The organism is Mesorhizobium sp. USDA 4413 (assembly GCF_056280365.1).
The window spans coordinates 1,050,451-1,063,367 of record NZ_JBVPRP010000001.1; the positions used below are offsets into that span (position 1 = coordinate 1,050,451).

The window sequence follows — 12,917 nt, forward strand, 5'->3', positions numbered from 1 at the left end:
ATCAGGCATGCCCACCGAAATCGCCTCGCCGCACGACATCTTTCCGCATATCCGCATCGTCATGGGTCATGGTGATCGGCCTCGGCGTCACCCGGCTGCTTTCGGGAACGGCCCGCATCGTCCAGCATCCCGGCCAGTACCGGCTCTACGCGGTGCATCTCGCCTGGGTCGCCTCGGTGCTGTTGATGCTGGTGCATTTCTGGTGGTGGGAGTTCGGCCTCTATGCCATCGAGAACTGGACCTTCGGCAAATATCTTTTCATCATTTTCTACGCCATCACGCTGTTCCTGCTCTGCGCGCTGCTGTTTCCGGATTCGATGCTCGATTACACCAGCTACGAGGATTATTTTTACTCGCGCCGCGCCTGGTTCTTCGGGCTGCTTGGCGCGACCTATCTGCTCGACGTCATCGACACGCTGCTCAAAGGTCCGGAGCATTTCGCCCGCTTCGGCAACGAATATCTGATCCGCACGCCGGTCTTCGTGGCGCTCTGCATCGTCGCGATCATGGTGCGCGACCGCCGCTTCCACATCGCCTTCGTCGCGGCCGCGCTCGTCTATCAGATATCGTTCATCCTGCGGCTCTTCGACACCATCGTCTGAGCGCGATTGGACCGGCGCTCAGGATGCCCTAGAAATCTCGGAAATGCAGGGCTCAACCATGTACAAGGCCGTCGGATCGCGCGGCTCTCGGGTCAGCCGGGTGCTCTGGATGCTCGAGGAGCTCGGGCAGCCCTACGAGTTCGTCGAGGTGAAGCTGCGCTCGCCGGAGGCTTACGCGCTCAATCCTTCCGGCAAGGTGCCGATCCTGATCGATGGCGACATTGAGGTGACCGACTCGGCCGCGATCTGCGTCTATCTGGCGGACAAGCATGCCGATAAGGGCATGGGCGCCAATCCCGGTCTCGCTGGCCGCGCCGAGATGGATTCCTGGATGCATTTCGCCCAGAGCGAGTTCGAGGCGCCGCTGTGGAACAAGCTGCGCCATCGTTTCCTGCTGCCGAAGGAACTGCGCGTCGACGTCGGGCCTGCGGCCGCCTATGATTTTGCTTCGGAAGTGAGGGCGCTGGACCGCCGGCTCGGCGACAAGCCCTTTGCGCTGGGCGACCGCTTCTCGGCCGTCGACGTCTTGCTGGGCGATATGGGTGGCTGGGCGCGCGCCGGCCGTTTCCCGATCGAGTCCGACCGGGTGAATGCCTATTTCGACCGCGTGCTGTCGCGACCTGCTCGTGCCCGCGCTCAAGCTAATGGCGGAGCCATGAAATGAAGCTCAACATCACCACCGATTTCACCAAATTTCCGCGCGCCGTCTCGGTGCTTGCCGCCGGCGATCCGGCTTTGACCGCGCCCTATGACAAGGCCGTGCTGCCGCATGACGAGCGGCATCTGCGCCGCCGCGCCGTCGAGACCGCCGGCGGCGACAAGGTGCTGGTCGACCTGCCCGAGCCGGTGGCGCTCAACAATGGCGACCGGCTGGTGCTGGAGGACGGCCGCCAGCTCGAAATCGTCGCCGCACCCGAGGAGGTCTACGACATCCGCGCCCGCGACGCGGTTCATCTGACCGAGCTCGCCTGGCACATCGGCAACCGTCACCTCGCGGCGGCGATCGAGGCGGACCGCATCCTCATCCTGCGCGATCATGTCATCAAGGCGATGCTCGAAGGCCTCGGCGCCACGGTGAACGAGGTGTCGGAGCCGTTCAGCCCGGTGCGCGGCGCCTATTCCGGGCATGGCCACGATCACGGCCATTCGCACGACCACCATGACCATGACCACCATGGCCACGATCATCACGATCACGACCATCACGACCACCATCACCACCATGACTGACCAGCCGTCGTCGATAGCGCTGCTGCGGCTGATGGCCTGGTTGTCGCCGGCCTTTCCGGTCGGTAGCTTCTCGTACAGTCATGGCCTGGAACGCGCCGTGCAGGATGGATTGATCGCGGATCGCGAAGATCTCGCCGGCTGGCTGGAGACTCTGGTCGAGATGGGTTCGGGCTGGAACGACGCGGCCCTCTTCGCCGAGAGCTGGCGCCGCGCGCGTGACGGCGGCGACCTGGCGGAAGTCGCTAAATTGGCCGAAGCCCTCGCCGGGTCGCGGGAGCGTCATCTCGAAACCATGCTGCAGGGCGCGGCTTTTCTCCAGGCGGCGTCCGCCTGGTCGTCTCCGGTGCTGCAGCGCCTGCCGGCCGATTGCCCCTATTGCGTTGCGGTCGGTGCCGTTGCCGGCAGCGGCGGCATCGACCTTGCGCAGGCCCTGTCCGCCTTCCTTCAGGCTTTCTTCTCCAATCTCGTGCAAGCGGCGATCAGGCTCGGCGTCGTTGGCCAGCTCGATGCCGTCTCGTTGTTAGCCGGCTTTGAAAATTGGGCTATAGACACGGCAGCTCGCGCAACGGTGTCGACGCTCGACGATCTGGGCGGCGCGGCTTTTGTCTCCGACATCGTCGCGATGAGCCACGAAACGCAATATTCGCGGCTGTTCCGCTCATGATCGTGCTTGCCGTCATCCTCGCCTTCGTCCTGCTTTTGATCACCACGCTGCATGTCTATTGGGGCATAGGCGGTATCTGGCCGGGCACGGACCAGGCATCCTGTGCGCGTGCCGTCGTCGGCTTCCGCGGCGTCGACGAGATGCCGTCGACAGTTGCGAGCTTTGCCGTCGCGGCCTGCCTGGCATTGGCGACGCTCTGGCCTCTGGCGCTTGCGGGTGTCTTTGCGACGCCCTTTCCACGAGCAGGCCTGGCGGCCACAGCATTGATGATCGGCCTTGTCTTCCTAGGACGCGGCATTGCCGGTTTCACGCCCTGGTGGCGCAGGCTTGCGCCCGAACAGCCTTTCGCGCGGCTCGACCAGCGCCTCTATTCGCCGCTTTGCCTGTTGATCGGGTTGGGCTTTGTCGTTCTCGCTATCTCGGAGTTTCCGGCATGACGTCGAAAAACGGTCCTCTTCGCATCGGCATCGGCGGCCCGGTCGGCTCCGGCAAGACGACGCTCACCGAAAAGCTCTGCAAGGCGCTGCGCGACGATTTTTCGATCGCCGTCGTCACCAACGACATCTACACCAAGGAGGATGCGATGATGCTGGCGCGGCTACAGGCGCTGCCGGAAGAGCGCATCGTCGGCGTCGAGACCGGCGGCTGTCCGCACACCGCCATTCGCGAGGACGCTTCGATCAATCTGCGCGCCATCGCCGAGTTGAACCAAAAATTTCCGGATCTCGACATCATCTTCATCGAATCGGGTGGCGACAATCTCGCCGCCACCTTCTCGCCCGATCTTGCCGATCTGACGCTTTATGTCATTTCGGTCTGCCAGGGTGAGGAGATTCCAAGGAAGGGCGGCCCGGCCATCACACGCTCGGATTTCCTGATCATCAACAAGAGCGATCTGGCGCCCTATGTGAACGTCAACCTCGACGTCATGGAGAGCGACGCCGGCCGCATGCGCGGCAAAAGGCCCTTCGGCTTCACCGACCTGTCGCGCGGCAAGGGCTTGCAGCAAGTGATCGACTTCATCGTCGAGCAGGGCGGGCTGCAGCCGGCGCGCCCGGCGGCTTGATCCGCTGAGCCACCGATTATCGGTTGCTGGCAGCGGCCATGCGCGGCATTCTCGGAAAAACAAACCCAAGCGGAGGATTTTCGATGAGCCTTGCCCGCCTGCACAAGGAACCGCTGAGCAACCTGCCCTATTACGAGGAGCGGGTCGATCTCGCCGCCGCCTTCCGCTGGACCGCCCGGCTCAACATGCACGAGGCGGTGGCCAATCACTTCTCGCTGTCTGTCAACGAGGACGGCACGAAATTCCTGATGAACCCGAACCAGGTGCATTTCTCGCGCATCAAGGCGAGCGACCTGCTCCTGATCGACGCCAACGATCCCGACACGCTGTCCGGTCCTAATGCCCCCGACCCGACCGCCTGGGGCCTGCATGGCGCTATTCACCGCAACGTCCCGCATGCACGCTGCGCCATGCATGTCCATTCGATCCACGCCACGGTGCTTGCCTCGCTGGCGGATTCGACGCTGCCGCCGGTCGACCAGAACTCCGCCATGTTCTTCAACCGCCATGTCGTCGACGCCAATTATGGCGGGCTGGCTTTCGAGGAGGAGGGTGAGCGCTGTTCGCAGCTTCTCACCGACCCCAAGGTCAAGGTGATGGTCATGGGCAATCACGGCGTGATGGTCATCGGCGACACCGTCGCCGACACCTTCAACCGCATGTTCTATTTCGAGCGCGCCGCCGAGACCTACATCAAGGCGCTGTGGACCGGCCGTCCGCTGCGCACCCTCTCCGACGAGATCGCCGAGAAGACCGCGCGCGAAATGGACGATTACCCCGGCCAGGCCGAGCGCCATCTGGCCGAGCTGAAAGCGATCCTCGACGAGGAAGAGCCGGTTTACCGGAACTGATGCTGGCTTCCTTCTCCCGGTTACGCTACGCACACATCTTCTGTTACTGGTGCGGCTGATCGGGCCGAGGCTTGATTGCCACGTGGTTCCCCCAATCCGTCGCTGCTTCGCAGCGCCACCTTTCCCCCCTCCGGAGGGAAAGGAAGGGAGCGTTGCTGGACGAGCGTTGACGGCAAAAAGCTTGGCGCCTTTCCTCTCCCCCGTCGATCGGGGGAGAGGTGGCTCGGCGAAGCCGAGACGGAGTGGGGGTCGACCAGCGCCTCCGTTGGCGATTTTCTCAGAGTCCCAACTGCGCCCGCAACTCCTCGGCGCTGTTGATGACGATCGCCCCGGCCGGACCTTCCATCGGTGCTTCCGGCCAGAAGATCGTCTTCATGCCGGCCGCCAGTCCGGCCATGGCGCCGGTGAGGCTGTCGTCGACGGCGAACGCGTCGGCAGGCTCGACCCCCGCCAGATAGGCGGCGCGCAGGAAGGGCTCGGGCAGCGGCTTGCCGTCGATCACGTCGTTGCGGCTGACCGTCAGCATGCCGGGATAGATAAGGCCGACAGCGTTGAGATTGGCGTCGACGATCAGTCGGTCGGAGTTGGAGACCACCGCTTGCTCGACGCCGAGCGCGCGCAATTCGTTGAACACTTCGATCGCGCCGGGGCGTGGCTTCAGCGTTTTGGCCAGCGGCAGATAGTGATCGTATTTGCGCCCGATCCAGTCGTCGAAGGGAAGGTCGAGGCCGAACTCGTCGCGCAGCATCTCGTAGACCGGCCATGCAGCGATGCCCAGCACCCGCTCATGCAGGTCGTGCGGCGGGGCGATGCCGACGCTGCGCAGGGCCGCCGCGAGCGCCGCCTCGTGCAGCGGCTCGCTGTCGACCAGCGTTCCGTCCATATCCCAGAAAACGGCTTTCGGCGTCATGCGCGGCTCCTTTCGCCGATCCCCTTAATCGGTTTCCCGGTGGAGATAAACCGTCCCGCCGGCAAATGTCGCAAGGATGACGAATTGATCCTTCGTCAACCTGCGAGACGTCCAAGCAATTGCTCTCTCGATAGGCAATTGCGCGTTACAATATTCGCTGTAAGCTATGGCGCCCGTTTCAGTATTCTTGCGGGTGGGGAGGCAGCACGTGAATTCGCGACAGGAAACCGGCAGCACCAGGTTGGACGACGCCGCGCGCGCCGGCTGGCTCTATTATGTTGCCGGCAACACGCAGGACCAGATCGCCGCCAAGCTCGGCATCTCCAGGCAGACCGCGCAGCGGCTGGTGTCGCTCGCCATGTCGGAGGGCCTGATCAAGGTGCGCGTCGATCATCCGATCGCCAACTGCCTCGACCTTGCGGCGCGGCTGAAGTCGCGCTTCGCGCTCGACCTTGTCGAGGTGGTGCCGAGCGATCCGACCTCGAGCTCGACGACGATCGGCATCGCCGAGGCGGCCGCGGCCGAGATCGAACGCCGGCTGCGCTCTGAGGCCCCCATCGTCATGGCGATCGGCACCGGGCGCACGCTGAAGGCGGCGATCGAGCAGCTGCCGCCGATGGACTGCCCGCAGCACAAGGTCGTGTCCTTGACCGGCAACATCTCGCCCGACGGCTCGGCCGCCTTCTACAACGTCATCTTCACCATGGCCGACCGCGTCAAGGCGCGGTCCTTCCCGATGCCGCTGCCGGTCATCGCCTCCTCGCCGGAAGAGCGCGAGATGCTGCTCAACCAGCCGATGATCCAGCCGACGCTGGCGCTTGCCGCGGAAGCCGACGTCACCTTCGTCGGCATCGGCGACCTCGGGCCCAAGGCGCCGCTCTACGAGGACGGCTTCATTTCCGAAAGCGAGTTGAAGGCGCTGCAGAAGGCCGGCGGCATCGCCGAGATCGTCGGCTGGGTCTTCGACCGCGAAGGTCGCATGATCGAGGGCATCACCAATGACCGCGTGTCTTCCGCCGCGTTGCCGTCGCGGGAAAGGTCGCTGGTCATCGCTTTGGCCATGGGCGAGCGCAAGCTGCCGGGCATCCTCGCCGCCGTCAATCGCCGGCTGGTCAACGGCCTCATCACCGACGAAAGGACCGCCGAAGCTCTGCTTGCCGGCTGATTGCCCATAAAAAGAGCCGGCTATTGCGAACGGCCATGCGGATTGTTGCCGTCGAGAAAACCCATGTCGCGCTGCAGATGCTCGGATAATTCCCGGACATCGAGATAAGTGCGCCTGCGGCCCGAAAACCTTGCCAATCCCCGCACGAGCGAGAAAAACCAGCCGCGCACCGGGGTGGAAACGAGTTTTTCCTGAACCGTGACCATGATCGTCAGCCTTGAACTGGATTGATCGTTGATCCCAAATATCGGGCTGACCGCTTCGTGCTTCCAATTAAACCTCGATCATGACCCATAAGGAGGCCTTATGCCCGATCTGAGTTCTCCGCAGCTTGCGCCGCTGCCGCCGCTGCAGGCGATCCGGGTGTTCGAAGCAGTGGCGAGGCACCTGTCCTTCACCAAGGCGGCGCAGGAATTGGGCATGACCCAGGCTGCTGCGAGCTATCAGATCAAGGTGCTGGAGGAGCGCATCGGCGCGCCGCTGTTTCTGCGCCGGCCGAAGCAGATCGAATTGACCGAGCCCGGCCAGCGCCTGGCGCCCGCCGTCAGCGAGGCCTTTTCCATCCTGGGTCAGGCCTATGCCGCGGCGCGCGGCGGCGCCGACGGCCTGCTCTGCGTCACCACCGTGCTGACCTTCGCCTCGAACTGGCTGGCGCAGCATCTGGGCTCGTTCCAGCTCGCCCATCCCGCACTTGCCGTGCGGCTCGACACGTCGAGCCGCCTGACCGATTTCGCGCGCGAGGATGTCGATCTTGCCATCCGCTCCGGCGCTGGTAAATGGCCGGGCCTGGAGGCGCACAAGCTGCTCGACGCCGATTTCACGCCGATGCTGAGTCCCAAGCTCGCGGCAAGCATAGGCGGCGTCAAGGAACCGGCGGACCTGCTGCGCCTGCCGATCCTCGACCCCGGCGACATCTGGTGGGCGCAATGGTTCGAGGCCGCCGGAGTGACCGGGCACGATCTCGCCAAACGGCCGGGCTCCAGCATGGGCGCGCAGGCCTATGAGGCGAACGCGGCGATGGCCGGCCATGGCGTGGCGATCCTGACAAGGGCGCTGTTCAAGAACGAGCTCGCCGACGGCCGTCTGATCCAGCCCTTCGACCTCGTCGGCGATGATGGCCACGCCTATTGGCTGGTCTATCCGACGGCGCGCCGCAACGTGCCGAAGATCCGCGCCTTCCGCGACTGGATCCTGGCCGAGATCGCCTGCCCGTAAGCAGGCCGCCCCAGCTTCCTTCCAGTGGGCCGGCCACGTCGCCGGGCGGCTCACGTTGCGTCATTTCTGCTGCGCTGCAGCACAGATTCCGGCTTGACATAAATCACGGTAAGTGAGTAATTGCCCAAAGCCAAGGCAAATGCTCATCTTGGTTTATGGGAGGAATTTGATGAAACTTCGCACGCTCACACTGGGCCTGTTGTCGGCCAGCGCCCTCGCTTTCGCCGCGCATGCCGAATCCATCACCATCGCCACCGTCAACAATGGCGACATGGTCCGCATGCAGAAGCTGACGGACGACTTCACCAAGGCTAACCCCGACATCCAGCTCAACTGGGTCACGCTTGAAGAAAACGTCCTGCGCGAGCGTGTCACCACCGATATCGCCACCAAGGGCGGCCAGTACGACGTCCTGACCATCGGCACCTATGAGGTTCCGATCTGGGCGAAGCAGAACTGGCTCCTGCCGCTCGACAAGCTCGGCGACGACTATGACGTCAAGGACATCATCCCGGCCATCGCCGGCGGCCTCTCCGTCGACGGCAAGCTCTATGCCGCGCCCTTCTACGGCGAGAGTTCTTTCGTCATGTACCGCAAGGACCTGATGGAGAAGGCGGGCTTGAAGATGCCCGACGCGCCGACCTGGGACTTCATCAAGCAGGCGGCCGACAAGATGACCGACCGCGCCAACGGCGTGAACGGCGTGTGCCTGCGCGGCAAGGCCGGCTGGGGCGAGAACATGGCCTTCCTCACCGCTATGTCGAACTCCTTCGGCGCCCGCTGGTTCGACGAGAACTGGAAGCCCCAATTCGACCAGCCCGAATGGAAGAACACGCTGCAGTTCTATGTCGATCTGATGAAGGCCGACGGTCCGGAAGGCGCTTCCTCCAACGGCTTCAACGAGAACCTGGCGCTCTTCCAGCAGGGCAAGTGCGGCATGTGGATCGACGCCACCGTCGCCGCGTCCTTCGTTTCCGATCCGAAGGCCTCGCAGGTCGCCGACAAGGTCGGCTATGCGCTGGCGCCCGACAATGGCCTCGGCAAGCGCGGCAACTGGCTGTGGGCATGGTCGCTGGCGATCCCCGCCGGCACCCAGAAGGCCGATGCCGCCGAGAAGTTCGTCTCCTGGGCGACCTCGAAGCACTATCTGGAACTGGTGGCTTCGAAGGAAGGCTGGGCCAACGTTCCGCCTGGAACGCGCTCCTCGCTCTATGCCAATCCGGAGTACCAGAAGGCGGCGCCCTTCGCGAAGATGACACTGGACTCCATCAATGCCGCCGACCCGACGCATCCGACCGTCAAACCGGTGCCCTATGTCGGCGTGCAATTCGTCGCCATTCCTGAATTCCAGGGCCTTGGCACCACCGTCGGCCAGCTCTTCTCGGCCGCCCTTGCCGGCCAGTCGAGCGTCGACGACGCGCTGAAGCAGGCTCAGGACGCAGCGACCGCGGCGATGACCGAAGGCGGCTATATCAAGTAAGGCTCCTCCCGGTGCCGAACGCCGGCCGCGCATCATGACCGGCAAGGGGCCGCCCGAAACCCAGTTCGGGCGGCCCCCCTTCAAAATCGGGAAAATTCTGGCACAACACTGAAAATCCGGCTGACTTTGGGAGGGTGACCGTCATGGCTACTCAGCAAACCCGTTCGCTTGCCCGTTTCATGATGGCGCCATCGGTGATCCTGCTGTTCGTCTGGATGATCGTGCCGCTGCTGTTCACGCTCTGGTTCTCGTTCCAACAATACAATCCGCTGAACCCGATCCGGAACGGCTTCGTCGGCTTCTCCAATTACGCGCTGTTCTATTCCAACCCGGCCTTCCTCTCCTCGATCCTCAACACGTTGATCATCGTCGTCAGCGTGCTGGTCATCACTGTGGTCGGCGGCATCCTTCTGGCGATGCTGCTCGATCAGCCGATCTGGGGCCAGGGCGTCGTGCGCATCCTGGTCATCTCGCCGTTCTTCGTCATGCCGCCGGTCGCGGCGCTGGTCTGGAAGAACATGATCATGCATCCGCAATACGGCGTCTTCGCCGACATCGCGCGCTTCTTCGGCGCCCAGCCGATCGACTGGTTCGGCCAGCATCCGCTGACCGCCATCATCCTGATCGTCGCCTGGCAGTGGCTGCCTTTCGCGACGCTGATCCTGCTGACCTCGTTGCAGTCGCTTGATGGCGAGCAGAAGGAAGCGGCCGAGATGGACGGCGCCGGCTTCCTCAGCCGCTTCTGGTATCTGACGCTGCCGCATATGTCGCGCGCCATCACCGTCGTCATCCTGATCCAGACGATCTTTCTGCTGTCGATCTATGCCGAGATCCTAGTCACCACCAATGGCGGCCCGGGCTATGCCTCCACCAACCTGCCCTTCCTCGTCTACCAGAAGGCGCTCCTGGAGTTCAAAATCGGCCAGGCATCCGCCGGTGGCGTGATCGCCGTCATTCTCGCCAACATCGTTGCATTCTTCGCCATGCGCGCCGTCGGCAAGAACCTGGACAAGTAAGGGAGGACAAGATGGCACGCGCAGTCACCACCCAGCACAAAACCATCGCCACGGCCGCGGCCTGGATCGTCGCCCTGCTGATCTTCTTTCCGATCCTTTATACGATCATCACCTCGTTCAAGTCGGAGCAGGAGGCGATCCAGGGCTTCAACCTGATCCCCTCCGGGACTTTCGAGAGCTACTCGGAGGTCCAGCAGCAGAGCGGCTACTTCAAATTCTTCTTCAATTCGGTGCTGCTGTCGGTCGGCTCGACCATCCTCGCGCTCATCGTCGCCATCCCGGCGGCCTGGTCGATGGCGTTCTCGCCGACCAAGCGCACCAAGGACGTCCTGATGTGGATGCTGTCCACCAAGATGATGCCGGCCGTCGGCGGTGCTGTTTCCGATCTATCTGATCTTCCGCGACTCGGGCCTGCTGGACAGCCGCATCGGCCTCACCGTCATGCTGATGCTGATCAACCTGCCGATCGTCGTCTGGATGCTCTACACCTATTTCCGCGAGATACCCGGCGAGATCCTGGAGGCGGCGCGCATGGACGGCGCCTCGCTGTGGAACGAGATCATCTATGTGCTGACGCCGATGGCCATTCCCGGCATTGCTTCGACCATGCTCCTGAACATCATCCTCGCCTGGAACGAGGCGTTCTGGACCATACGGCTCACCACCACCAACGCCGCGCCACTGACGGCTTTCATCAGCTCGTTCTCCAGTCCGCAGGGATTGTTCTGGGCAAAGCTCTCGGCGGCCTCGACGCTGGCGATCGCGCCGATCCTGATCATGGGCTGGTTCAGCCAGAAGCAGCTGGTGCGCGGACTGACCTTCGGCGCCGTGAAGTAGCACGCCCAAGCGGCGGACGACGAAGACCATCCCCGGGAGGAAACCATGGGAAACATCACGCTCAAGAACGTCTCCAAGTCCTTCGGGTCGACGACGATCATTCCGAACATCGACCTCAACATCGAGGACGGCGAGTTCGTGGTGTTCGTCGGCCCCTCGGGTTGCGGCAAGTCCACGCTGCTCAGGCTGATCGCCGGGCTGGAGGACACCAGCGGCGGCACCATCTCGATCGATGGCCGTGACGTCACGCGCGAGGCGCCGGCCAAGCGCAAGCTCGCCATGGTCTTCCAGTCCTACGCGCTCTACCCGCATATGACGGTCGCCAAGAACATCGCCTTCCCGCTGAAGATGGCGGGCGAGGACCAGGCGACCATCGACAAGAAGGTGAAGGACGCCGCGCGCGTCTTGAACCTCACCAACTATCTCGAGCGCCGCCCTGGCCAGCTTTCCGGCGGCCAGCGCCAGCGCGTCGCCATCGGCCGCGCCATCGTGCGTCAGCCCTCGGCTTTCCTGTTCGACGAGCCGCTCTCCAACCTCGACGCGGCGTTGCGCGGCACCATGCGGCTCGAGATCAGCGAGCTGCATCATCAGCTGAAGACGACGATGATCTACGTCACCCACGACCAGGTCGAGGCCATGACCATGGCCGACAAGATCGTCGTGCTCAATGCCGGCAATATCGAGCAGGTCGGCTCGCCGATGGAGCTCTACAAGACGCCGAAGAACCTCTTCGTCGCCGGCTTCATCGGCTCGCCCAAGATGAACATGATCGAAGGCGCGCCGGCGGAGAAGTACGGCGCCAAGACCATCGGCATCCGGCCCGAGCACTTGAACATCTCGACCTCGGCCGGCGACTGGAAGGCGACGGTGGGCGTTGCCGAGCATCTCGGCTCCGACACCTTCCTGCATGTCCAGGCGGACGGCATCGGCACCGTCAATGTCCGCGCCGACGGCGAGGTCGCGGTGAGGCATGGCGACACCGTCTATCTGACCCCCGACAAGGCCAAGCTCCACCGCTTCGGCGCCGACGGCAAGGCGCTGGTCCAGTGAGGACGGGACAGTGAGACTGAAAGGCAAATCGGCGCTGATCACCGGATCGGCGCGCGGCATCGGCACGGCCTTCGCCGAAGCCTATGTCCGCGAGGGCGCGACGGTGGCCATTGCCGACATCGACCTGGAAGCGGCGCAAGCGACGGCGAAAGCGATCGGCCCCGCCGCTTACGCGATCTGGCTCGACGTCACCGATCAGGCCTCGATCGAGGCGGCGGTCAAGGCGGTCGAGGCGAAGACCGGTGGGCTCGACGTGCTGATCAATAACGCGGCGATCTTCGACCTCGCGCCGATCGTCGAGATAACCAGGGCGAGCTACGAAAAGCTGTTCTCCGTCAATGTCGCCGGCACGCTCTTCATGCTGCAGGCGGCCGCCCGTTCGATGATCGCGCGCGGCAAGGGCGGCCGGATCATCAACATGGCGAGCCAGGCCGGCCGGCGCGGCGAGCCGCTGGTCGCGGTCTATTGCGCCACCAAGGCCGCCGTCATCTCGCTGACGCAGTCGGCCGGGCTCGACCTCATCAAGCACCGCATCAACGTCAACGGCATCGCGCCGGGCGTCGTCGACAGCGACATGTGGGATCAGGTCGACGCGCTCTTTGCCAAATACGAGAACCGGCCGAAAGGCGAGAAGAAGCGGCTGGTCGGCGAGGGCGTTCCCTATGGCCGCATGGGCAAACCCGAGGACCTCGCCGGCATGGCGGTGTTCCTCGCCAGCGACGAGGCCGAATACATTGTCGCCCAGACCTACAATGTCGATGGCGGCCAATGGATGAGTTGATCGGACGAGTTGAGGGGAGGCGCTTCTCTTCTTCCTCCGGAGAAGACGCC

14 protein-coding genes and 2 pseudogenes are annotated in these 12,917 nt (G+C 63.7%); 14 read left to right on the plus strand and 2 right to left on the minus strand.

Going from position 1 to position 12,917, the window contains the following annotated elements; all coding sequences use genetic code 11:
• Positions 1–7: 7 nt before the first annotated feature.
• From ACVMIM_RS05345 to ACVMIM_RS05375, 7 genes and pseudogenes are all read left to right on the plus strand, one after another.
• A pseudogene (locus ACVMIM_RS05345) lies at positions 8–602 on the plus strand (hypothetical protein).
• 58 nt (positions 603–660) lie between these two features.
• A complete protein-coding gene (locus ACVMIM_RS05350) occupies positions 661–1,266 on the plus strand; it encodes a glutathione S-transferase family protein (RefSeq protein WP_476117107.1) in 606 nt (201 codons plus the stop codon).
• Positions 1,263–1,832, plus strand: coding sequence for an urease accessory protein UreE (gene ureE / locus ACVMIM_RS05355; protein WP_278051062.1), 570 nt, complete (start codon positions 1,263–1,265; stop codon positions 1,830–1,832). The genes ACVMIM_RS05350 and ureE overlap by 4 nt, the downstream gene beginning before the upstream one ends.
• Positions 1,825–2,496 carry an urease accessory protein UreF gene (locus ACVMIM_RS05360; protein WP_476117109.1) on the plus strand — a complete coding sequence of 224 codons (672 nt, stop codon included), beginning with the start codon at positions 1,825–1,827 and terminating at the stop codon, positions 2,494–2,496. Before ureE ends, ACVMIM_RS05360 begins: the two co-directional genes overlap by 8 nt.
• The gene (locus tag ACVMIM_RS05365; protein ID WP_476110929.1) at positions 2,493–2,933 is read left to right on the plus strand and encodes a DUF3995 domain-containing protein; all 441 of its coding nucleotides are present in this window, start codon (positions 2,493–2,495) and stop codon (positions 2,931–2,933) included. The genes ACVMIM_RS05360 and ACVMIM_RS05365 overlap by 4 nt, the downstream gene beginning before the upstream one ends.
• Complete coding sequence (ureG, locus tag ACVMIM_RS05370) at positions 2,930–3,562, plus strand: urease accessory protein UreG (RefSeq protein ID WP_476110931.1); 633 nt, start codon at positions 2,930–2,932, stop codon at positions 3,560–3,562. The genes ACVMIM_RS05365 and ureG overlap by 4 nt, the downstream gene beginning before the upstream one ends.
• Positions 3,563–3,645: 83 nt before the next feature.
• On the plus strand, positions 3,646–4,413 hold the full coding sequence (locus tag ACVMIM_RS05375) for a class II aldolase and adducin N-terminal domain-containing protein (protein ID WP_040986987.1): 768 nt from the start codon (positions 3,646–3,648) through the stop codon (positions 4,411–4,413).
• A 277-nt stretch (positions 4,414–4,690) separates the two neighbouring features.
• Here the strand turns inward: ACVMIM_RS05375 and ACVMIM_RS05380 are convergent, their stop codons facing one another.
• Positions 4,691–5,323, minus strand: coding sequence for an HAD family hydrolase (locus tag ACVMIM_RS05380; RefSeq protein WP_040998448.1), 633 nt, complete (start codon positions 5,321–5,323; stop codon positions 4,691–4,693).
• A gap of 208 nt (positions 5,324–5,531) precedes the next feature.
• Here ACVMIM_RS05380 and ACVMIM_RS05385 point away from each other — a divergent pair, with 208 nt between their 5' ends.
• On the plus strand, positions 5,532–6,488 hold the full coding sequence (locus ACVMIM_RS05385; RefSeq protein WP_040986992.1) for a sugar-binding transcriptional regulator: 957 nt from the start codon (positions 5,532–5,534) through the stop codon (positions 6,486–6,488).
• A 20-nt stretch (positions 6,489–6,508) separates the two neighbouring features.
• On the opposite strand, the gene ACVMIM_RS05390 is transcribed toward ACVMIM_RS05385, so the two are convergent.
• A complete protein-coding gene (locus ACVMIM_RS05390; RefSeq protein WP_476110934.1) occupies positions 6,509–6,694 on the minus strand; it encodes a hypothetical protein in 186 nt (61 codons plus the stop codon).
• Positions 6,695–6,794: 100 nt separating this feature from the next.
• On the opposite strand from ACVMIM_RS05390, the gene gcvA reads away from it, so the two are divergent.
• From gcvA to ACVMIM_RS05420, 6 genes and pseudogenes are all read left to right on the plus strand, one after another.
• Entirely contained in the window at positions 6,795–7,703 is a 909-nt protein-coding gene (gene gcvA, locus ACVMIM_RS05395) for a transcriptional regulator GcvA (RefSeq protein ID WP_040998441.1), read from the plus strand.
• Between the two features lie 169 nt (positions 7,704–7,872).
• Positions 7,873–9,183 carry an ABC transporter substrate-binding protein gene (locus ACVMIM_RS05400; protein ID WP_476110936.1) on the plus strand — a complete coding sequence of 437 codons (1,311 nt, stop codon included), beginning with the start codon at positions 7,873–7,875 and terminating at the stop codon, positions 9,181–9,183.
• A gap of 143 nt (positions 9,184–9,326) precedes the next feature.
• Positions 9,327–10,199, plus strand: a complete 873-nt coding sequence (locus tag ACVMIM_RS05405) for a carbohydrate ABC transporter permease (protein WP_278051055.1) — start codon at positions 9,327–9,329, stop codon at positions 10,197–10,199.
• Between the two features lie 11 nt (positions 10,200–10,210).
• Positions 10,211–11,036 (plus strand): annotated as a pseudogene (locus ACVMIM_RS05410) (carbohydrate ABC transporter permease).
• A 45-nt stretch (positions 11,037–11,081) separates the two neighbouring features.
• The gene (locus tag ACVMIM_RS05415) at positions 11,082–12,086 is read left to right on the plus strand and encodes an ABC transporter ATP-binding protein (protein ID WP_476110938.1); all 1,005 of its coding nucleotides are present in this window, start codon (positions 11,082–11,084) and stop codon (positions 12,084–12,086) included.
• Positions 12,087–12,096: 10 nt separating this feature from the next.
• Positions 12,097–12,867, plus strand: a complete 771-nt coding sequence (locus tag ACVMIM_RS05420) for an L-iditol 2-dehydrogenase (protein ID WP_476110940.1) — start codon at positions 12,097–12,099, stop codon at positions 12,865–12,867.
• The last annotated feature ends 50 nt before the right edge of the window (positions 12,868–12,917 follow it).